This window comes from Geothrix terrae (genome assembly GCF_022808775.1).
Classification (GTDB): Bacteria; Acidobacteriota; Holophagae; order Holophagales; family Holophagaceae; genus Geothrix; species Geothrix terrae.
In genome coordinates, this window is sequence record NZ_JAKZLA010000002.1 from 542194 (window position 1) to 562770 (window position 20577).

At 68.0% G+C, this 20577-nt stretch carries 19 protein-coding genes; 9 read left to right on the top strand and 10 right to left on the bottom strand.

Annotated elements, in window-relative coordinates; translation table 11 throughout:
- Window positions 1-8: 8 nt before the first annotated feature.
- Window positions 9-446, bottom strand: coding sequence for a Holliday junction resolvase RuvX (ruvX, locus tag MLE42_RS05515; RefSeq protein WP_243286874.1), 438 nt, complete (start codon window positions 444-446; stop codon window positions 9-11).
- Window positions 447-687: 241 nt separating this feature from the next.
- Between ruvX and MLE42_RS05520 the strand changes: the two genes are divergently transcribed.
- Together MLE42_RS05520 and MLE42_RS05525 are read left to right on the top strand one after the other, a co-directional pair.
- The gene (locus MLE42_RS05520; protein ID WP_243286875.1) at window positions 688-2727 is read left to right on the top strand and encodes a M1 family metallopeptidase; all 2040 of its coding nucleotides are present in this window, start codon (window positions 688-690) and stop codon (window positions 2725-2727) included.
- Between the two features lie 243 nt (window positions 2728-2970).
- A complete protein-coding gene (locus MLE42_RS05525) occupies window positions 2971-3315 on the top strand; it encodes a methylated-DNA--[protein]-cysteine S-methyltransferase (RefSeq protein ID WP_243286876.1) in 345 nt (114 codons plus the stop codon).
- Here MLE42_RS05525 and MLE42_RS05530 read toward each other — a convergent pair.
- From MLE42_RS05530 to MLE42_RS05540, 3 genes are all read right to left on the bottom strand, one after another.
- On the bottom strand, window positions 3272-3961 hold the full coding sequence (locus tag MLE42_RS05530) for an NAD(P)H-binding protein (protein ID WP_243286877.1): 690 nt from the start codon (window positions 3959-3961) through the stop codon (window positions 3272-3274). The genes MLE42_RS05525 and MLE42_RS05530 overlap by 44 nt on opposite strands.
- Window positions 3958-5022, bottom strand: a complete 1065-nt coding sequence (locus MLE42_RS05535) for an MBL fold metallo-hydrolase (protein ID WP_243286878.1) — start codon at window positions 5020-5022, stop codon at window positions 3958-3960. Before MLE42_RS05535 ends, MLE42_RS05530 begins: the two co-directional genes overlap by 4 nt.
- Before the next feature lie 97 nt (window positions 5023-5119).
- On the bottom strand, window positions 5120-6058 hold the full coding sequence (locus MLE42_RS05540) for an oxidoreductase (protein WP_243286879.1): 939 nt from the start codon (window positions 6056-6058) through the stop codon (window positions 5120-5122).
- A gap of 89 nt (window positions 6059-6147) precedes the next feature.
- Here MLE42_RS05540 and MLE42_RS05545 point away from each other — a divergent pair, with 89 nt between their 5' ends.
- Together MLE42_RS05545 and murB are read left to right on the top strand one after the other, a co-directional pair.
- Window positions 6148-6732: a TetR/AcrR family transcriptional regulator gene (locus tag MLE42_RS05545; protein ID WP_243286880.1), complete on the top strand. Its 585-nt coding sequence runs from the start codon at window positions 6148-6150 to the stop codon at window positions 6730-6732.
- Window positions 6733-6754: 22 nt separating this feature from the next.
- Entirely contained in the window at window positions 6755-7648 is an 894-nt protein-coding gene (murB, locus tag MLE42_RS05550) for a UDP-N-acetylmuramate dehydrogenase (protein ID WP_243286881.1), read from the top strand.
- A gap of 57 nt (window positions 7649-7705) precedes the next feature.
- Here murB and MLE42_RS05555 read toward each other — a convergent pair whose 3' ends face one another.
- The 3 genes from MLE42_RS05555 to MLE42_RS05565 all read right to left on the bottom strand — a co-directional run bounded on the left by MLE42_RS05555 (window position 7706) and on the right by MLE42_RS05565 (window position 10439).
- Complete coding sequence (locus MLE42_RS05555) at window positions 7706-8338, bottom strand: dihydrofolate reductase family protein (RefSeq protein ID WP_243286882.1); 633 nt, start codon at window positions 8336-8338, stop codon at window positions 7706-7708.
- A 157-nt stretch (window positions 8339-8495) separates the two neighbouring features.
- Window positions 8496-8903, bottom strand: a complete 408-nt coding sequence (locus tag MLE42_RS05560; RefSeq protein WP_243286883.1) for a YciI family protein — start codon at window positions 8901-8903, stop codon at window positions 8496-8498.
- A 288-nt stretch (window positions 8904-9191) separates the two neighbouring features.
- A complete protein-coding gene (locus MLE42_RS05565) occupies window positions 9192-10439 on the bottom strand; it encodes an RNA polymerase sigma factor (protein WP_243286884.1) in 1248 nt (415 codons plus the stop codon).
- Window positions 10440-10521: 82 nt separating this feature from the next.
- On the opposite strand from MLE42_RS05565, the gene MLE42_RS05570 reads away from it, so the two are divergent.
- The 5 genes from MLE42_RS05570 to MLE42_RS05590 all read left to right on the top strand — a co-directional run bounded on the left by MLE42_RS05570 (window position 10522) and on the right by MLE42_RS05590 (window position 17771).
- A complete protein-coding gene (locus tag MLE42_RS05570) occupies window positions 10522-11310 on the top strand; it encodes a cell division protein FtsQ/DivIB (RefSeq protein ID WP_243286885.1) in 789 nt (262 codons plus the stop codon).
- 93 nt (window positions 11311-11403) lie between these two features.
- Complete coding sequence (ftsA, locus tag MLE42_RS05575) at window positions 11404-12618, top strand: cell division protein FtsA (protein WP_243286886.1); 1215 nt, start codon at window positions 11404-11406, stop codon at window positions 12616-12618.
- A 36-nt stretch (window positions 12619-12654) separates the two neighbouring features.
- Window positions 12655-13944: a cell division protein FtsZ gene (gene ftsZ, locus MLE42_RS05580; protein WP_243286887.1), complete on the top strand. Its 1290-nt coding sequence runs from the start codon at window positions 12655-12657 to the stop codon at window positions 13942-13944.
- Between the two features lie 146 nt (window positions 13945-14090).
- A complete protein-coding gene (locus MLE42_RS05585; RefSeq protein ID WP_243286888.1) occupies window positions 14091-16676 on the top strand; it encodes a cation-translocating P-type ATPase in 2586 nt (861 codons plus the stop codon).
- Window positions 16677-16679: 3 nt separating this feature from the next.
- Complete coding sequence (locus MLE42_RS05590) at window positions 16680-17771, top strand: metallophosphoesterase (RefSeq protein WP_243286889.1); 1092 nt, start codon at window positions 16680-16682, stop codon at window positions 17769-17771.
- On the opposite strand, the gene aat is transcribed toward MLE42_RS05590, so the two are convergent.
- Genes aat through MLE42_RS05605 form a run of 3 tightly spaced genes read right to left on the bottom strand, consistent with a single transcriptional unit; the run spans window position 17760 to window position 20393 of the window.
- Window positions 17760-18440, bottom strand: coding sequence for a leucyl/phenylalanyl-tRNA--protein transferase (gene aat, locus MLE42_RS05595; RefSeq protein ID WP_243286890.1), 681 nt, complete (start codon window positions 18438-18440; stop codon window positions 17760-17762). The two genes, MLE42_RS05590 and aat, sit on opposite strands and share 12 nt — an antisense overlap.
- Window positions 18422-19354, bottom strand: coding sequence for an AAA family ATPase (locus tag MLE42_RS05600; RefSeq protein WP_338029960.1), 933 nt, complete (start codon window positions 19352-19354; stop codon window positions 18422-18424). The genes aat and MLE42_RS05600 overlap by 19 nt, the downstream gene beginning before the upstream one ends.
- Entirely contained in the window at window positions 19317-20393 is a 1077-nt protein-coding gene (locus MLE42_RS05605; RefSeq protein ID WP_243286892.1) for a tyrosine-type recombinase/integrase, read from the bottom strand. The genes MLE42_RS05600 and MLE42_RS05605 overlap by 38 nt, the downstream gene beginning before the upstream one ends.
- Window positions 20394-20577: the final 184 nt, after the last annotated feature.

Genomic DNA, 20577 nt, shown 5'->3' on the forward strand with positions numbered 1-20577 from the left:
GTGGGGAATCAGTCCAAGGAGTTGGCGGGGATCCCCCTGGCCCGCCGGTCCTCCAGCAGCTCGTCCAGGATGACCGCCGCCGCCGCGGCGTCCAGCAGGAGCTTGCGCTTCTCGGGCTTCACGCCCCGCTCCCGCAGGAGGCGCTCGGCCTCGGCGCTGCTGAGGTGCTCGTTCACGAAGCGCAGGGGCAGGCCCGTGCGGGCGGCGAGGGCCTCGCCGAAGGCCCTCGCCGCGGGTGCCGTGGCGCTCTCGGCGCCATCCTTGTGCCGGGGCAGGCCGATGCAGAGGGCCTGCACGCCTTCCGCCTTGCAGAGCTTCGCCAGCCGCTCCAGGGTGCGCTCGTCCTCCTGGGGCCACACCTCGAAGGGCGAGGCCAGGATCTCCAGCTCGTCCGAGAAGGCGAGGCCGAGCTTCTTCGTGCCGTGGTCGATGGCGAGCCAGCGCATGCTGCCATCCTACCGGGAGGATGAACCAGGCCAAATTCTGCGGCCAGCACAGCCTCGGTGATGCGGATGGAACCTGGAGCTGGAACTCCTTTTGAATCCCGACTCCGGTTTCGGCAAATTTGGATGGGGCACGATTAGCATCTTGTAGAGATAGACGCCCCATGAGTCATCAAATTTGATTTCGATATAATTCCTCGATCAATCCCAGGCAAATTGCTCAAGCAAGAAGCATGGAGATGACATGAAATCATTTTTGATCCTGGCAGTTTCTTTTTTGGTGCTCGGAAGCGCACTGGGCGCTGGAATCATTTCCGACCCAGATTTGGAGCAGCAGGTTCAAGGATTGAACGGCCCCACGGCTGGGATCGCGCGAAGCATTTCCAATTGGAACTTGACCCTAGGGAAAGGCGCGCTGCGGCTGACGGAGGGCCAGATCCTTCCGCTCCTGAACAAGGAGCGCGAAGTGGGATTCTACTTCAAGGGTACTGGTGTATTCACCCTTCCGATCGACCAGGAGGATGAGATCCCAGTGGTCAAGTTCAACATCGAGCGCAACACCAAGGCCAAGTTGCGGTGGGTGGGGCAATCCCTATACCTGGATCTATCAGTCCGGGAAATCAACCTCCTTTACGAGGGCCTCCAGCTCCCGCCGCTCGGTTCTCCGGAGCCGCAATCCAGTGCGTCGCTTGAGAAAAATCTCAAGGCGTTCCGAGGCCAATACCTCGTGCCAGGCTGGCGGAACCGGAGCCACATCATCTTGACCTCCCACCACAATCTCCCCGCCCAGGCCGCGTGGTACATGGACCTCCTGGGAGACCAGGGACTTTGGGAATTCGTGAGGGACCCCTGGGTGACGCACTCGGAGCAATTGTGGTTTGGAAGAACGCGATCCACGCGCGAAGGCAGAAGGGAGACCGATTCACTGGTCATGGCTCCCATCTCAAGACGAGTTCTAGGCTCCCAGCCTCGGCGTCCAGCAACCCCTCCCTTCATGCTTCGCCATCTGGATCTGAATCTGGTGGCTCGAGCCAATGGAACCTGCACGTACGTGGCGACGGAAACCTTCATTCCGCACGCGGCTGGCATGAGGATGATGAACCTGGATCTGACCGATACGATATTTGACCTAAGCACTGGTCTCGTTGTCGCCCACCACCTAAAGGTGCGGAGTGTGACTCAAGAAGGTCAACAGCTGCGGTTCGACCACCAGGAGAACGAACTGTTGGTAGAGCTCTCCAAGGCCTCCGAGCTCGGGAGCCCCATTCAGCTTCGCTTCGAGGTGGAGGGCGACTTCCTGATCCACCCCGATGGCGATAATCGCTGGGAGCTCGGAGGCGGTCCCTGGATTCCTTCCCCTGAAATTGAGGGAAGGCGTTTCACCGCAACTTCGAAGATCCTCAGCGAGAAGCCCTTCTTCCCCTTCGCAAGTGGCCAAGTCATCAGCCGTCGGGAAGAAGGCGGGTTTCATGTGCTAGAGACCCGTGTGGACCAACCGACCTGGTCTTTCTTCATCGTGGCCGGCAATTACCTCCTCGAAGAAGAGAGTCGGAATGGCGTGACGGTGAGGGTTGCAAGCTACGCCCACAAGTCCAATTCAGATCGGAAGCTCGCTGCGCTCGCACAGGACATCATCCACTTCTACGAGCCCTTCCTTGGCCCCTTCCCTGTGAAGGAATTGAACATCGTGCAGCGTAATTCCTGGGGCACCGGCGAGGCTCCCAGTGGTTTTCTCTTCATCACCAACGAAGCATTCAGCCCTCTGATGGGAGTCTACAACCGGTGGTTTTCCAATGGAATCAACCAGCGTTTTGCCCATGAGATCGCCCACCAGTACTGGGGCAATCAGGTATTGATCGCCAGCGAAGAGGAGAACTGGATTTCCGAAGCCTTCGCCCAGTACTGTTCGGCCCTTGTCATCCGAAGCGGAAAGGGGGAGACGGATTTTAAGCGGCTCATGACCGAATGGGCGAGTGAAGCCCGTGATCAATCGAAGTGGTCGACGATACCGACCCTCGGTCGAGTCGAGGACCTCGATGATGACCTGAATACCTCCCGGATCCGGTGGGCTCTTCTCTACGGGAAAGGCGCGATCTTGTTGCATAAGATCCATACAGAAATCGGAGACCAAGCCTTCGCGACTCTGATGAGGTCATTCCAGAAATCACTCAAAGGACGACCTGGGACTACGCAGGATTTAATCAATCTCCTCAAGTTGATTACGAAAAAGGACTACACCTCCTTTTTCGATACCTACCTGTGGGGCACGGCTATGCCAAACTGATCACTCTTGTGAGCAGAAACTCATTGGCAGAGCTTGCTCCCCCCCTTCCATGCGGGTAGATCCCGGAAACTCGATATGCGGTTCCCATTCTCCCAGCGTAGGTAATCCCACGTGCCCTCTACCTTGACCTTCGTCACCGCTTTGGGGCGGATGCGGTTGGGGTGGACCGGAACGGGCGTCTGCGAACTACGCTTCTCAGAGGGAATCGGAGAACATGAAACCAAGAACGCCCCGGGGTGGGTGTTGGAAGCGGTTCTCCGGCTCACGTCATATCTCGCTGGCCAGGCACAGGATCTCCAGAGAATCCCGCTGGACCTGTCAGATCTGGCGCCCTTTCAGCACCGCGTGGCCCAAGTGCTGCGCTCCACCCGGCCCGGCCAGACGATCACCTACGGCGAGGTGGCCCTGCTGGCGGGCCGGCCTGGCGCCGCGCGCGCCGTGGGCCAGGCTGTGAAGGCCAACCCCGTGCTGATCCTCGTGCCCTGCCACCGGGTGGTGGCGGCGGACGGGCCCGGCGGCTGGAGCGCCTTCGGATCGCCCGAGGTCAAGGCGCGGCTGCTGGCGCTGGAGGCGCCCCGAGGGCGATGAGGTCGGCGGCCTCGAGGATCGCGCTCGGCGTCCCGTCCCGCGCCACGCGGAGCATGGCCCGGCCCAGTTCCTCTGTGGTGAGGATGGCCTTCGGGAACAGCCGTCGCAGCAGCGGGAAGCAGGGCCCCAGCACGGTGTAGATGGCCTGGTACCAGCCCGTCCGGGACCGGATGCCGTGCAGCGGCTGGATGAGGCCGGGGCGGAAGAGGTAGACGGCCCTGAAGGGCAGGCGCCGCAGATCGTTCTCGGTCCGCCCCTTCACCCGCGCCCACATGGTGCGGCCCTGCTCGGTGCTGTCCGTCCCGGCGCCGGAGACGTAGACGAACGTCATGGCTGGGTTGAGCCGGGCCAGCACCTCCGCCGCCGCCAGGGTGAGGTCGTGGGTCAGGCGGCTGTATTCGGATTCGCCCAGGCCCGCCGCCGACACCCCCAGGCAGAAGAAGCAGGCGTCCAGTCCGGTCAGCTCCGACGCCACCGCCCGGTAGTCGAAGAAATCCCCGTGGACGACCTCCCGGAGCTTGGGGTGTGCCTGGCCCGAAGGCTTACGCACGAGGGCCACCACCTGGCTGACGCCGGGATCCCGCAGGCACTCGCGCAGGACGCCCTGCCCCACCATGCCCGTGGCGCCGAAGATCAGGACCTTCATGGAAGACCTCCCTGGAGGACGGCGGGCCGCCCATCCAGCGTGGCACGGACGGGCACCTCCGCCGCGGTCTTCCAGGGCAGCGCGGGCCACCAGCGCTGGCTCGGCAGGAGGCCGCCGGGCTCGAATCCCTCGCCGGGCCGGGGCAGAGCCACTGGGATGCCCGCGGGGTCCGCCGCCGCCCGCACCCGCTCAACGGGTTCCGTCCAGCCGTGGGCCGCCAGGTTGAAGAGACCCCAGTGGAGGGGAATGAGCACGCGGCCCCGCACCATCCGGTGGGCCGCCACGGCCTGCTCGGGGCCCAGGTGCCAGTCCGGCCAGGCCGGGTTGTAGGCGCCCGCCTCGATCATGGCCAGGTCGAAGGGGCCCAGGCGCTCGCCGATGTCCGCCAGGCCCGGGAACATGCCCGTGTCGCCGGAGAAGTAGACCCGGTGGCGGGGGCCGAGAAACGCGAAGCCGCCCCAGAGCGTCCGGTCCTTGTCCCGCAGGCCCCGGCCGGAGGCGTGGCGGGCCGGCACCAGCACCACCTCCAGGTCGCCCACCCGCGCCGACTCCCACCAGTCCAGCTCCGTGATGCGGGCCTCGGGCACGCCCCAGCGCACCAGCCGCGCGCCCACGCCCAGGGGGGTCAGGAAGCGCGTGTCCCAGTCCTTGATGCGGCGGATCGTGTCCCGGTCCAGGTGGTCGTAGTGATCGTGGGAGAGGACCACCACCTGGGGCACGGGCAACTCCTCCAGGGGGATGGGGGGCGCGTAGAAGCGCCGGGGCCCGGCCCAGCCCAGGGGCGAGGCCCGGGGGCCCCACACGGGATCCGTGAGGACGCGGGTGCCGTCCACCTCCAGGTACACCGTGGAGTGGCCCAGCCAGGTGGCCCGCAGGCCCGTGGGGGCGTCTGCGGCCAGCTCGGCCCGCGTGGGGTGGACCACGGAGATCTCGGCCCGGGGGCTCGCGTTCGGGTCCCGCCGCACCATGGCGGCGAGGGCGCCCCAGGGATCGTTCCAGATGGGTTGGGGGTTGCGGAAGCGCCCATCGCGCCACTGGGGGGATTGGGGGGATCGGTCCATGCGGGGACTCCTGAGGAAGCCGGGGGAGGAGCCGGCGGCCCGGAAGCCCCCCGCCACGGCGGCGGCGAGGAGCAGGGCCCCGGCTTTGCGGAGACGTTCAGATGGGATACACCACCCCCGTGCGCTGCTCGGAGCGCCGCCACATCCAGCGCTGAAGGCCCTCGTCCCGGGAGCGGGCCGTGGACCGCACCCGCACCGGGGGCCCCTTCAGTTCCTGGAAGCCCGAGGGGCCAAAGTACTCACCGCCCTGGGCCGCGGGGTCCGTGGCGGCCCTTACCAGCGGCTGGGCCCCGCCGAAGGCGTCCTGGCTGAAGCACGCCTCGAATCCCTTCAGGAGCCCCGAGCGTCTGAGCCACGGGGCCCACCAGCTCTGCTCCGCGTGGCGCTGCAGCTCCGTCCGCGCCCAGCCGGGGTGGGCGGCCAGGGAACGCGTGCCCGAGTTCGCCGCCTCCAGGCGTCGGTCCAGCTCGAAGGCGAAGAGGAGGTTGGCCAGCTTCGACTGGCCGTAGGCGGCCCAGGCCCGGTAGCCGCCGTCGAAGTCCATGTCGTCGGCGTAGATGCGCCCTGAGCGGTGGGCGATGCTGCTCATGGTCACCACCCGGGAGCTTGGCGTGGCCATCAGGCGCTCCAGCAGGAGGCCCGTGAGCACGAAGGGGCCGAAGTGGTTGGTGCCGAGCTGCGTCTCGAAGCCATCCTCGGTCTTCCCGTAGGGCGGGATCATCACCCCGGCGTTGTTGAGGAGCAGGTCCAGGCGGTCGAAGCGGGCCTGGAGCTCCGCGGCGGCCCTCCGCACGGAGGCGAGGGAAGCCAGGTCCAGGGCCTGTACCTCCACCCGGGCCCCGGGATGGAGGGCCTGGATGCGCCGGGCCGCTTCCTCCGCCTTGGGCTGGTTCCGGCAGGCCAGGACCACCGTGGCCCGGCGCGCCGCCAGGATGCGGGCCGCCTCGAAGCCGGTGCCGGAGGTGGCCCCCGTGACCACCGCCACCCGCCCGGTCTGATCGGGGACCTGGGCCCAAGTCCAATCTTCTCGAGTCATGTCGTGCTCCACGATTGATTTGACATAATGACTAATAATGTCAGAAGGCCAATATTGACAATCGGACAAATTTTGTCAATACTCTTTTCATGGGAAACGAGAAGAAGGCCCGGGTCCTGGAGGCCGCTGAATCCGTGTTCCTCCGCTTCGGCTACCGGCGGACCACCATGGGCGATCTCGCCGCCGCCGCGGGCATGTCCCGGCCGGCCCTCTACCTGGTCTTCTGCAACAAGGAGGAGGTCTTCGAGGCCGTCCTCCGGGCCTTCACGACCCGCACGCTGGAGGAGATCCGGCAGGGCCTGAACGCCCGGCCCACGCCCCTGGAGAAGCTCCGCTTCGCCTTCGACCTCTGGGCCGTGCGTCCCTTCGGGTTCTTCGAGGCCTCGCCGGAGCTGCGGGAGCCCCTCCACGGCGGCCTCGCCTTCGCCAAGGCGGCCATTGACCAGGCCATCGCCACCTTCGAGGCCGAGCTGGCGGGCATCCTCGCGCCCCTGAGCGCCACGGCGCCCGCGAAAGCGCTGCCCCCCGAGCAGATCGCCCGCGTCCTCACCCGCGCCGTCCACGGCTTCAAGGAGTCCGCCAAGGACGCCGACGAGCTCCGCACCATGATCGACGGCCTGCTGGAGATGGTGCTGACCTCCCTCCAGCCGCCCATCGAGGGGCCTGAGGCCTGAGGCCTTCGTCCATACTGGACCCGTGACGCGCCCCCTGCCCGACGAGCTGCTGAAGGTCCCACACCGCCGGGACGTGCCCTTCGCGCGCCTCACCACGCTGGGCGTGGGCGGGCTCTGCCGCTGGCTCTTCGAGCCCACGACGGAGGCCGAGGCCCAGGCCTTCGTGCGGGCCTGCGCCCGCGAGGGCCTGCCCTGGCGGGTGCTGGGCGGCGGCTCGAACCTGGTGGTGCTGGGCGATATCGACACGCCGGTGCTGCGGCTCGCCCTGCCGAAGACCGCGCAGCGCGACGGCACGCGGATCACCGCGCCGGCCAGCCACGGCCACATCGCCCTGGCGGAGGCCGCCGCCGCCGCCGGCCTGTCGGGCCTGGAGTTCGCCAGCGGCATTCCTGGCTCCCTGGGCGGGGCCATCCGCATGAACGCCGGGGCCTACGGCCGCGAGTGGGTGGATGTGCTCGTGCGATACCGCTTCCTCACGCCCGAGGGCGAGCTGGTGGAGAAGGCGCCGGATCCCGGCGAGTTCCGCTACCGCTGGAGCTTCCTTACCGGAGGCCGGGTGGTGCTCTCCGCCACGGCCCAGCTCGTGGAGGGCGACCCGGCCGCCATCCGGGCCCAGGTGGCCGAGTACCGGGCCAAGCGCGGCACCAGCCAGCCGCTGTCGAAGCGCAATGCCGGCTGCATCTTCAAGAACCCGCCGGGCCAGAGCGCCGGCCGCCTCATCGACCAAGCGGGCCTCAAGGGCCTGCGCGTGGGCGACGCCGAGGTGAGCCCCGAGCACGCCAACTTCCTGGTGAACCACGGCCACGCCACCGCCACCGAATTCGCCGAGCTGATGGAACAGGTGCGAACGAGGGTGCGGGAAAGGCATGGCGTGGAGCTGGAACCCGAAGTGGAGATCTGGCGGGAGCACCCTTGATCTCCAACGGCCAGCGCCTCGAGATCTGATGGCCAGTTAAGCGGGGTTAGGCCGCCCTCACTGACGGACATAGCGCAGGTGTGTGGCGGCTGGACCATCAAGAACCTTGTCTATGCGAAACTGCGGCCCGGGCTCGCTTAGGTTCTCGAAGAGACGCCGCCCGCCGCCGAAAAACACGGGTGCCAAGGCGATTTCCAGCTCATCAACGACACCTAGGTTCAGATACTGCTGGATCACATCCGGTCCACCCGCGACACGAATATCACGACTGCCTGCGGATTCCCGAGCCAGTTCTAGGGCGCGCTCTGGCCCTTCATTGACGAAGAAAAAGGTCGTGCCACCGGGGCGCATCCAGGGCTCGCGTTTCTCATTGGTAAGAACGTATACCGGTGTGTGAAACGGAGCCTCTTCTGGCCAGGCGCGCTCGCCTTGGTCGAACATCCGCTTGCCCATGATGTTGGCACCGATGCGCTCGGTGGTCCTGCGAACCAGGTCATTGACCGGTCCGGTTTCTCCTCCTGATTCGAGCTTGAGGAGGTTCTCGCGAAAGTACTGTTGATTGATGAGCCAAGCCATCAGCGCACCCCACTTGGCACCCCAGTTCTTATACGCGGGATTCTCCATGGTCATTCCTTCCGGCGCCATGTAGCCATCGAGGCTAAGCGCGATGTTCACAAATACCTTGCTCATGATTTTCCTCTCGTATGTTTGGATGCCATGCAAGCTCGGGATTACGGCAAGGAAAAACTCGTTGAACTCATGATCCGCGTGCAGAAGAAAGTGCACGCAAACCAAGGCAGGGAGTTGGAATCCGAAGTGGAGATTTGGCGGGCCTGATGCGCCCTGCTCAGGAAGCAGGTTTCCCCTTGGCCTTGGCACGCCGTGCCTCGCTTTCGCGAATCATCTGGTCCAGGTCCGCTGCCGGCCGGATCTCCCAAGGCCCCATCTTCAGGCCCGGGTGGTTCGAGATCAGGTGGATGGCGTGGTTGAGATCCCTGGCCTCCAGGATCAGGAGGCCGCCCAGCAGTTCCTTGGTCTCGGCATAGGGGCCGTCCGTCACGGACACCTTGCCCTGCTCGAGACGCACCATGACGGCGGTATCCGGGCCCTGCAGCCCCTCCCCGCCGACCCAGTGGCCGTCCTTCTTGAGGCCCTCATCGTAGGTGAAGCACGCGTCGAACCTGGCGTTCTGCTCGCTCTGGGAGAGGGTCGACCATTGCTGGACGTCGAGGTACCCGAAGCAGATGTATTTCATGGGTGGCTCCTATGGGAGGTCGTTCTGACCGCCTTCATTCCCTGGTCGTTCGGGGAGGACCCTTTTCGACAGGGGCGCAGAAATAGTTTCGGTTGTCGACGAGCCCCAGCCAGACAAGCTCTCCACGAAGGACACGAAGGCACCCTGCGGGTGCACGAAGGGCGCGAATGGAGCTCGACCCATCGCGACATCCCTGCTCGGGCGGTGGGCCTGACTTCGTGGTCTCTGCTTTCCGCTTCGTGTCCTTCGTGGAGATCTTTTGGGACAGCGGCTCGCCGACAACGAGGGTCACGATTGGAGCTCGGCCACCCGCCGCTCGAGGAACCGCCGCTCGGGCCCCTGCTGGACCAGGCTCAGGGCCTGGCGGTAGGAGGCGAGCGCCTCTTCCGTCCTCCCCAGGCGGCGGCAGAGGTCCGCGCGAACCGCGTGCGCCAGGTGGTACTCCGCCATGTCGCGGCGCGCCAGGAGGGCGTCGGTGAGGTCCAGCCCGGCCTGGGGGCCGTCCCGCATGGCCACCGCCACCGCCCGGTTGAGGTCCACCACGGGGGAAGGCGCCACCCGGGCCAGGAGGGTGTACAGCCCGACGATCCGGGTCCAGTCCGTGGCCGGGGCCTCGGCAGCCTCCGCGTGGATCGCGGCGATGGCGGCCTGGAGCGTGTAGGAGCCCACCCGGCGGGAGGCCAAGGCCTGGTCCACCAGCGTCTTTCCTTCGGCCATCAAGCCCCGGTCCCACCGGGAACGGTCCTGGTCCTCCAGCAGCACCAGGTCCCCCTCCGGCGAGACCCGCGCGGCCCGCCGGGACTCCTGCAGCAGCATGAGGGCGAGGAGGCCCATCACCTCTGGATCGGGCAGCAGCTCGAGGAGCAGCCGTCCCAGGCGGATCGCCTCGCCCGAGAGGTCCGGACGCGTCAGCGCCTCTCCCGAGGAGGCGGAGTAGCCTTCGTTGAACACCAGGTAGACGACCTTCAGCACCGCGTCCAGCCGGCCCGGCAGGTCGGTGCGGCTGGGGATCTCATAGGGAATGCCCGCCTCGCGGATCTTCGCCTTGGCGCGGACGATCCGTTGCGCCAGCGTGGACGGGGCGGTGAGGAAGGCCCGCGCGATGGCCTCCGTCGTCAGGCCGCACACTTCCCGGAGGGTCAGCGCGGTGCAGGCTTCCGGGGGCAGGACCGGGTGACAGCAGGTGAAGATGAGCCGCAGGCGGTCATCTTCGACGCCCTCCTCCTCACCCCATTCCGACGGGTCCTCGCCGGGCAGCTCCGCCAGCGTCTCCAGCGAGGTGCTGAAGCGTGCGGACCGCCGCAGGCGGTCGATGGCCTTGAAGCGTCCGGTGGACACCAGCCAGGCGCGGGGATGGTCCGGCACCCCGTCCCTGGGCCAGGCTTCCAGGGCGGCTGCGAAGGCATCGTGCATGCCGTCTTCGGCCAGGTCGAAATCCCCGAGCAGCCGGATCAAGGAGGCCAGGATGCGGCGCGATTCCTCTCGAAAGAGCGAATCGAGGAAATCCGGAATGCCCCCGGGGGCGATCGAGGCCATGCAGCACCCTCCCAGGTCCTAGAGGATATAGGAGGCTTCCAGGTCCTCCAGGCCACTGCCTCCAGGCGGTAGACTGACCCCCATGTCCATGCTCCCCCGCACCCGCCCCAAGCGCCCCTGGTTCCCCTGGGTGCGGGCCGGGCTCACGGTGGCGGTGCTGGGCGGGGGGGCCTGGGCGCTGATGGAGCTGGGCACGCGGTATCTCGGGCTCCAGAAGCTCACCATCGAGCAGGTGAACGTGAGCGGCTGCCGGGGCGAGCGCCAGGCGGAGATCCAGGCCCTGGCGGAGAAGCTGGCCCTGGGCAAGCCCCTCTTCTGGCTGGACGCGGAGGACCTGCGTACCCGGATCGAGGCCAAGCGCTGGGTGCGGAACCTCCAGATCCGGAAGGACCCCCCCGACCGCCTCAGCCTCGTGGTCGAAGAGCGGCGGCCCGTGCTCTGGCTGGTGCGGAGCAACGGCGTGTTCCTCGTGTCCGATGACGGCATCCTCCTGGATCGGGTCAATCAGGCGAACCTAAGTCCCATTCCGGTCGTGGTGGATCCCGCCAGTCAGACGGATCAGGGTCTGGCCCGGCTCGTGAGCGCCGCACGGGTTTTGAGGGAAAAGCAGGCGGGGTTTTACGACCGGGTGACCGAGCTCCGCTGGAGCCCCAAGGGGCCTGTGGCCTACATCGAGGGCCTTCCGGCCCCGATCTACCTGTCCCGCCAGGATGTGACGAAAAACGTGCCCAATTTCCAGGGCCTGTTCGTCGACCGCCTGTCCCAGCGGCCGGATCTGGCCCGGCTCCGGTACATCGACCTGCGCTGGGACGAGGAGGTCGCCGTGGGGGAACCCGAGGATGCCCCGGCCGGCGTCAAGACGCCACGCTGACCTGCCGGGGAAGAAAGCGGCGTTTTTTCCGTGCGCAAAGGCTCGAACCTGGCACGGAAGTGGTGTAAACCTAGAGCAAGGAAAAGGATCTTCATGCCTCAGCGTGCCGTTCTCCTAGGCCTCGACCTCGGTGCAAGCAAAGTGGTGGCGGTGGTGGCCGTCCAGGAAGAAGACGGGACGCTGAATGTGACGGGCACGGGACAGGCCTCCCCGCAGGGCGGCTTCACGCAGGGCCAGATCACGGACATGGACCTCTGCACCCGCGCGGTCGTGCGCGCCGTGGAAGAGGCCATGAACACGGCCGGGCAGACCAAGGTGGATGGCATCCGCGTGGCCGTGGACGGCATCCAGTTCAAGGGCGAGAACCTCCGCGATTCCATCACCATCAGCAGCAGCGACAAGATCATCACCGCCTCGGACCGCGACCGCGTGCTGGAGCAGGCCACCAACGGCTGCAAGCTGGCCAAGGAGGAGCTGGTCCTCCACCGCATCCCCCAGATGTTCCACATCAAGGGCCAGCGGGACATCCGCAATCCCGTGGGCATGTTCGGTGAGTCGCTGGAAGCCGAGGTCCGCATCATCGTGGCTCCCAGCCCCGTCATCATGAACATCCAGCTGGCGCTGAAGAACGCCGGCCTGCACGGCGCGGAGCTAATGTACTCGCCCCTGGCCAGCGCCGAGGCCGTGCTGAGCCGCGAGGACCGCGAGAACGGCGCCGTGGTGGTGGACATCGGCGAGCACCTCACGCACCTGGGCATCTTCCTGCACGGCACCCTGTTCCATTCCGCGGTGATCCCCATCGGCGGCATGCACTTCACCCGCGACCTGGAGATCACCAAGCACCTGGGCGGCATCGCCGCCTCCGAGCGCATCAAGATCCGCTTCGGCACCGTGCTGCACAACCACGTGCCCCCCGAGGAATCCATCGAGCTCGAGGAGGAGGGCCGCCTGGTCTCCCGCCGCGAGATCGCGGAGGTGCTCCAGGCCCGGGCCGCGGAGCTGCTCAACCTGGTGCTGGCCGAAATGGGTCGCACGGGCCTCATGCACGAGATCCACGGCGGCGTCCACCTGGTGGGCGGCGGCGCCCTCCTCACCCACCTGGCCATCCTCGCCCAGACCATCCTCGGGCGGCCCCGCGTGGTGCTGGGCCGCATCATCGGCGTCTCCGGCTTGCCCCAGGCCACCGGCAACCCCTACTTCGTGAATGCCCTGGGCGCGGTGAAATCCCTCGCCCGGGACATGAGCGAGACCCGCGGCAAGCAGGACCGGGGAGACGGTTTCCTCGGCCGTTTCAAGAAACTCTTCTAGTGCCTGTCCTCCGTGATGCCCCACTCGGGAGTTCCGATGTCTGAGACCCCCTTCCTCCCCTGCCCCCACAGCCTTCCCGGCGCCAACATCAAAGTGCTGGGCGTGGGCGGCGCGGGCTGCAACGCCATCAACCGCATGATCGAGAGCGGTGTGACCGGCGTGCAGTTCATCGCCATGAACACGGACCAGCAGAGCCTCTCCCAGAGCAAGGCCCACCTGAAGCTGCCCCTGGGCCCCCAGAGCAGCCGGGGCCTGGGCGCGGGCGGAAGCGCCGAGCGCGGCGCCGTGGCCGCCGAGGAGAGCCGCGAGGAAGTGCTAGCGGCCCTCCAGGGCGCCGACATGGTCTTCATCACCGGCGGCATGGGCGGCGGCACGGGCACGGGCGCGGCGCCGGTGCTGGCCAGTTTCGCCCGGGAGCTGGGCGCCCTCACCGTGGCCGTGGTGCTCACGCCCTTCGCCTGGGAGGGCCGCAAGAAGGGCGACCTAGCCCTCTCCGGCCTCGCCAACCTGCGGGAGACCGCCGACACCGTCATCGTGGTGAGCAATGAGCGCCTGAAGGCCGTCTGCGACGCCCGCGTGACCATGAAGGAGGCCTTCCGCGTGGCGGACGGCGTGCTCATCCAGGGCGTGCGCGGCATCGCGGACCTCATCCTCAAGCCCGGCATCATCAACGGCGACTTCGCGGACGTGGAGGCCGTGCTGCGGGACGGCGGCGAGGCCCTCATCGGCACCGGCGCGGGCCGCGGCGAGGAGGCCGTCATGGACGCCCTCAAGAAGGCCCTGGCCTGCCCCCTGCTGGAGCGCGCCCAGACCGGCGCCGCCGCCAACGTCATGGTGTCCATCACCGCCGACTGGGAGGTCATGGAGGCCTCCGCCATCGAGACGGCGATGAACTACCTGCAGGAGCACTACAACGGCCGCCCGGACATCAAGGCCTGCACCGTGGAGGGCGAGGGCATGGAGGACCGCGTGCTGGTCACCGTCCTGGCCAGCGGCTTCGATGGCGAGGACAAGCTGCTGCAGGACCGCCGCCACAGCCTGAACCTGGCCGGGGCCGCGGAGGCCGCCGCGCCGACGCAGGTCGCCGCCGGGATTCAACCCGTGGACGGTCAGGCCATCCTGCCCGTGAACGGCCAGGCCATCCTCCCCGTGAACGGCCCCAGCGGCCGGGTCTACGGCGAGGTGCCCGCCAGCGAGCAGGGCCCGACCCCCACCCGCCTCCTGCCCCAGGCCCCCACGCCCAGCGGCGAGCTGCCCGGCGGCAACGACGACCTCCACGTGCCGGCCATCATCCGGCTGGGCCAAGGGCGACTGCCCATCGAATGACGGCGCGGCTGCCCATCGAATAACCCCACGGACCGCCGAGGCGGTCGGCGAGCGATTTCCCTTCGGCGTTCACGCCGGAGCGGGGCTAAGGTGATGGGGACCGGTCCGTGCTCCATGCGTGGACCCAGCGGATCCTCGGTGATCCCATGACTGCCGAAGCTCGCATCCATCGACCGTCCGGCCTCGACCTGGAGGGCTTTGCCGGCCTCTCCGAAACCGAGGTGCGGCTTCGCCTGGAGCGCCACGGACCCAATGAGCTGCCCTCCCGGGACCGGCGCGGCTTCCTGGCCATCGCGTGGGAGGTGGTGCGGGAGCCCATGTTCATCATGCTCGTCGCCGCGGGGGCGCTGTACCTGCTGATGGGTGAGCACGGGGACGCGGCGATGCTGCTCGGCTTCGTCTTCGTGGTCATGGGCATCACCATCGTCCAGGAGCGGCGGACGGAACACGCCCTGGAGGCCCTGCGGGATCTCTCCAGCCCCCGGGCCCTGGTGATCCGGGACGGCCGGCAGCGCCGCATCCCGGGCCGCGAGGTGGTGCCCGGCGACATCCTCGTCCTGGTCGAGGGCGACCGGGTGCCCGCGGACGCCCTCCTGCGCGCCGGCCTCCACCTGTCCGTGGACGAATCCCTCCTCACCGGCGAGTCCGTGCCCGTCCGCAAGGCGGCCTCCGCCGAGGCCCGCGCCATGGAGCCCCCGGGCGGGGACGACCTGCCTTCGGTCTTCTCGGGCACGCTGGTGACCGCGGGCCAGGGCGTGGCCGAGGTCCTGGGCACCGGCCTCCGGACGGAGCTCGGCCGGATCGGCAGGGCCCTGCAGCAGGTGGAGCCGGAATCCACCTTCCTCCAGCGGGAGACGGGCCGGCTGGTGCGCACCTTCGCCCTGCTCAGCCTGGGCGCCTGCGTGACGGTGGTGGTCCTCTACGGCCTGACCCGGGGCGGCGGCCTGGAGGTGTGGAAGGAGGGCCTGCTCGCCGGCATCGCCCTCGCCATGGCCACGCTCCCCGAGGAATTCCCCGTGGTGCTCACGGTCTTCCTGGCCCTGGGCGCCTGGCGCATCTCCCGCCATCGGGTCCTCACCCGGCGCATGCCCGCCATCGAAACCCTCGGCGCGGCCACTGTCCTGTGCGTGGACAAGACCGGGACCCTGACCCTCAACCAGATGACCCTCCGGCGGCTGGACGTGTCGGGTCATTCCGAGGACCTGGCGAGGACCGGACCGGACCTTCCCGAGCCGGTCCACGAGCTGATGGAATACGCCATCCTGGCCAGCCGGAAGGATCCCTTCGATCCCATGGAGCGGGCCCTCCACGCCGCCGGGAAGACCTGGCTGATGGAGACCGAGCACCTGCACCCGGACTGGTCCCTGGCCCGGGAATACCCGCTGATGCCGGACCTGCTGGCTGTCACCCACGCGTGGGACTGTGGCGATGGTCAGGTCGTCGTCGCCACCAAGGGGGCCCCCGAAGCCGTGGTGGACCTCTGCCACCTGCCCCCGGACCGCCGCGCCCAGGTGGACGCCCGCGTGGCGGAGCTGGCTGCCCAGGGCCTGCGCGTCCTGGGCGTCGCCCGGGGCCGCTACGGCGCCGCCGACCTTCCGGAGGGTCACCACGACCTGGACCTCGGCTTCGTGGGCCTGCTGGGGCTGGAGGATCCGGTGCGCCCCACGGTCCCCGCCGCGGTGGCGGAATGCCATGCGGCGGGCATCCGCGTGGTGATGATCACCGGCGATTACCCTCTGACCGCTGAAAGCATCGCCCGGCAGGCGGGGATCGCCCACCCCGAGCAGGTCCTCACCGGGCCCGAGCTGAACCAGATGAGCGATGCAGACCTCGCGGCGCGGATCCGGGCGGTCAATGTCTTCGCCCGAGTGGTGCCCGAGCAGAAGCTGCGCCTCGTCGCCGCCCTCAAGGCCAACCGCGAGGTGGTGGCCATGACGGGCGACGGCGTGAACGATGCCCCGGCCCTCAAGGCCGCCCACATCGGCGTGGCCATGGGGGGCCGGGGAACGGACGTGGCCCGGGAGGCCGCCGACCTGGTGCTGCTGGACGACGACTTCTCCTCCATCGTGGCCGCCGTCCGGATGGGCCGGCGCATCTTCGACAACATCCGCAAGGCCGTGGCCTTCATCCTCGCCGTGCACATCCCCATCGCCGGGCTGTCCCTGCTGCCGGTCTTCCTCGGCTGGCCCCTGCTCCTGCTTCCGGTCCACATCGTCTTCCTGGAGCTGGTGATCGATCCTTCCTGCACGCTGATCTTCGAGGCGGAGGCAGCCGAACCCGACGTCATGCGCCGGCCGCCCAGGGATCCCGAGGAGCGCCTGTTCAGCCTGAAAGCCACCGGGCTGGCCCTGCTCCAGGGAATCACCGCCCTGGCCGCCTGCGTGGCGGTCTACCTCCTGGCCCGGCCCACCCATGGCCATGACGCGGCGCGCGCCCTCACCTTCGCCGGCCTGGTGGCGTCCTTCCTCGCCATCATCCTGGCCAACCGGTCCTGGTCGCGGAGCATCCTCGGCAGCCTGCGGAGCCCCAACCCCGCCCTCTGGTGGGTGCTGGGGGGCACCACCGCCTGCCTGGCTCTGGTGCTCGCCTGGCCCGTGGCCCAGCGCCTCTTCCACTTCGCCCCCCTGCATGGCCTGGATGTCCCGCTGGCCCTGGGGGTGGGCTTCGCCAGCATCCTCTGGTTCGAGGCCTTCAAGCTCCTGAGGCACCGAGCCGCCCCGGCCGGAGGCTGAGCCATGTTCATCGGCCTCCTCCTCCTGGTCTCGGCCCTGGTACTGGCCCACGTGGCCTGGCGCACCGCCTCGGTGCCCTGGTTCACACGCTGGTCGCGGCGGCACCTCGGGGCCGCCTTCGCGGGGGCCTGGGTCCTGATGCTCGCCGGGGGGATCCTGGGACATGAAGCCGCCTTCCCCGGCGCGGGCTGGGTGGCCCTCGCGGGCATGACCGTGCTGGGCCTCCTCTTCCTCGCCTTCGCCGGCCTCCTGGCCGTGGACCTGGCCACGGGGTTCGGCCTGTGGTTCCGCGCCGCGGCGCCCCGCCTGCGCGGGTGGGCCCTCCTGGCCAGCCTCGGGTTGGCCGGCCTCGCGACCGTCCAGGGCCTGCGCCCGCCCGAGATCGTGGCCTACGAGGTGGGCCTGCGCGGCCTGCCGCCGGAGCGGGATGGCCTGGTGGTGGCGGCCCTGTCGGACCTCCATGTGGGCGCCATCCTGGGGCCGGACTGGCTGGCGGCCCGGGTGGCGCAGGTCCAGGCCCTGAGGCCGGATCTGGTGGTGCTCCTCGGGGACGTCTTCGAGGGACACGGCCGGCCCGACCCCCGCGCGATCCAGGCCCTGGGCGGCCTGCATGCCCCGCTGGGCGTCTGGGGGGTGGATGGGAACCACGAGCACTACGGCGTTGCCGGGGCCCCCCTGGAAGCGGCGGGGGTGCGGGTCCTGCGGAACGCCCTCGCCAGCCCCGTGCCCGGGCTGGTCCTGGCCGGCCGGGCGGACGCGGGCCGGAGCCTCCGCCAGGCCGCCTGGACCGTGCCCCGGGAGCGCCCGGCCGGCGCCCTGGTGCTCTTGTCCCACCGGCCCACCCAACTGGAGCTGGCGGCCCGCTCGGGCGTGGGGCTCATGCTCTCGGGCCACACGCACGCCGGCCAGATCTGGCCCTTCGGAACCCTCGTGGGGAGGGTCTATCCAACCCTGTCCGGACGGGCCCAGGTGGGGGACATGACCCTGATCGTCAGCCGTGGCACCGGCACCTGGGGCCCGCGCATGCGGCTGTGGCGGCGGGGCGAGATCAGCCTGATCCGACTGCGGTCGGTGGAGAGCCGGTCAGGCGCCTGACCAACTCCCCGGCCGGCCCTCCGCGCGGAGCGCCTCCGCCAGCTCCGCCAGAAACAGGGCGCGGGGCACGACCTGGAAGCCATAGCCCCTCAGGCCTTCGTGGGGCAGCTGGCCGTCGATCATGGCGAAGCCCCAGGCCTTCAATCGCGCGTCCAGGGCCTGGAGGGCGGCGCGGCTGGCTTCGGGCTCCAGGCTGAACATGCTCTCGCCGAAGAAGGCGCCGCCCAGGGACACACCATAGAGGCCGCCCTTCAGCTCGCCGTCCCGCCAGGCCTCCACGCTGTGGGCGTGGCCCGCACGGTGCAATGCGACGTAGGCTTCGCGCATCTCCGGCGTGATCCAGGTGCCGTCCTGGCCCGGGCGCGGCACGGCGGAGCAGTGCCCGATGACTCGCTCGAAGGCCGCGTCGAAGCGGATCTCGAAGGGGCGGTGGCGCAGGCTCCGGCGGGTGCGGGCCGACAGGTGCAGGTGGCCGGGGCGCAGCAGGGCTCGCTCGGTTGGTGACCACCAGAGCAGCGGATCGCCCTCGCCGTACCAGGGGAAGATGCCGCTGCGGTAGGCCAGCAGGAGGCGCGGCACGCTGAGGTCTCCGCCGATGGCCAGCAGCCCATCCTCCGCCAGCTCCGGGTCCGGGAAGACCAGCGCCTTCGTCAGCCGAAAGACAGGCACGGCCGGCCGTCCTTGAGGTCCACGGTGGCTGTGCCGCCCTTGGCCAGGGGCCCGAAGAGGATGGCCTCCGCCAGGGGCCGGCGCAGCTCGCGCTCGATGAGCCGCGCCATGGGCCGGGCGCCGAAGGCCGGGTCGTAGCCCTTCTCCGCCAGCCAGGCCCGCGCCGGGGGCGTGCAGACGAGGCTGACCCCCTTCTCCCTGAGCTGCTCTTCCAGCTCCCGCAGGTGCTTGTCCGCCACCCGCTCCATCTCCCGCCGGCCCAGGGGCGCGAACTGGAGGATGGCGTCCAGGCGGTTGCGGAACTCGGGGCTGAAGGCCTTCTCGATGGTGCCAGTGGCCGAGCGCCGGCCGCCGGCCTCGGCGAAGCCCACCTGCCGGGCCGACAGCTCGCGGGCGCCCACGTTGGTGGTCATCACCAGCACCGTGTGGCGGAAGTCCGCGCTGCGGCCGTGGCTGTCCGTGAGCGCGGCGTGGTCCATCACCTGGAGCAGGATGCCGAAGAGGTCCGGGTGGGCCTTCTCCAGCTCGTCCAGGAGCAGCACAGCGTGGGGCTGCTTCCGCACGGCATCCGTCAGCAGGCCGCCCTCCTCGTAGCCCACATAGCCCGGCGGCGCGCCGATGAGCCGCGCCACCGTGTGCTTCTCCTGGGAATCCGCCAACCCAGGGTTTTGGGGCCTCTTCGAGTTATTTCCGTGGGTTTGTGACTTCCCGAGCCAGGTGTTGAGGGAGAAGTCCGTGAATTTTCTCCCTCGTCGTTCGATGAAGCCAAATCCCGCCTGGCGCCTGACGGGAGGCCCTGGCATCAGGGATAGACGCCGGGGGGTCCAGGGGCGAGAGCCAGGGTCCAGGTGGCAGGGGCCTGAGCCTTTGGCCGCCTTAGCTAACATGGCGACCCTCATCCAGTGGCAAGCCATTAACCTTGGAAAGCACCATCAATCCTTCCCGCATGTCTTGTAGGCCCTCTTCCCAGTAGTACTTGGTGGTCGTGGCAGGATCAGCATGGCGAAGGATACGCTGAACCACAGCAAGGGGAACCCCTCTTCGAAGCAGCGAAGTCGAGAGACTAGCCCGCAGACGATGGTGAGTCATTGGCACCTCTAGCCCCATGGACTTCGAAGCGGCTTTGACCACGAGATCGGTGTACCTGGTGTTGTGACGCCCCCATCGTCCCGGGCACATCAGCTCCCCTTTCTTCCGGGGCTGCTTTGCGAACCATTCGGCCATCTCGGGAAGGACCGGCAGGTAGAGGATCTTCCCGTTCTTCTGGCGTTCGTCGATGCGATAGGTCATCTCATCTTCGTCGTAGTCGTCCCAGTGAAGGCGCTGGGCCTCGGACACTCGAAGGCCAAGATAGAATAGGCTGCGGATCATGATCTGGGCGTGAAGGCTTCCGATCCGGTCCACATGAGTGAAGAAGACTTCTACCTGCTCTTCGCTCAGCACCTGCTTGGGGTCTCGGGGAACATCTATAGTGGGATACTCCAGCGGTGTGTTGTGAAGCCCACGCTTCCGGGCGAGTTCAAGGACACTTCTCAGCCTTGCGAATACCAGCCTCTGGCTCCCAGGCTTCATCTTCGCTACAAGCCTTGGGAAGAGTTCGTCCAAGTGCATCTGCATATCCTTGAGTGGTGCATCTTGAAAGTGCGACCAGTGGTGCTGGTGATTGCTACGGAAGAGGCGAACCGTCCTCGCGGCTAGACGCGGAGCTTGAACCTTGAGATACAGGTCGAAGGCCTCCTGGAAGGTGGCCTTTGATGTCGTCCGGACATCGATGGACTCCAAGGCCAGGGCTGAACGCAGCTTCAGCAGGTACGCCTTGGCAGACCTGAGGTCCCGGCAGCCTGTCGAACCAGTCTTCAACTTCCCGTGATACATGAACCGGAAGTGGTAGATGCCTCGGCGCAGACGAAGTCCATCCTTGAGACCGGAATCCTTCTTCGCCTGGATGGGCATCATTCACCCCAGGGCCATGGGGCCGCAAAAGGCGGGTCGAGGCCACCCCCCTTTTCCCACAGGGGGGTGGCCCCGGCACCAGTAGCGAGCAGTCGAGTGGTCTGCGCGTGGGCAGGTCCACCCGGCTTTCCCTACCCTTCATCAGCCATGACCATCATTTCCGGCGGAGAGAGAGAAACCGGCC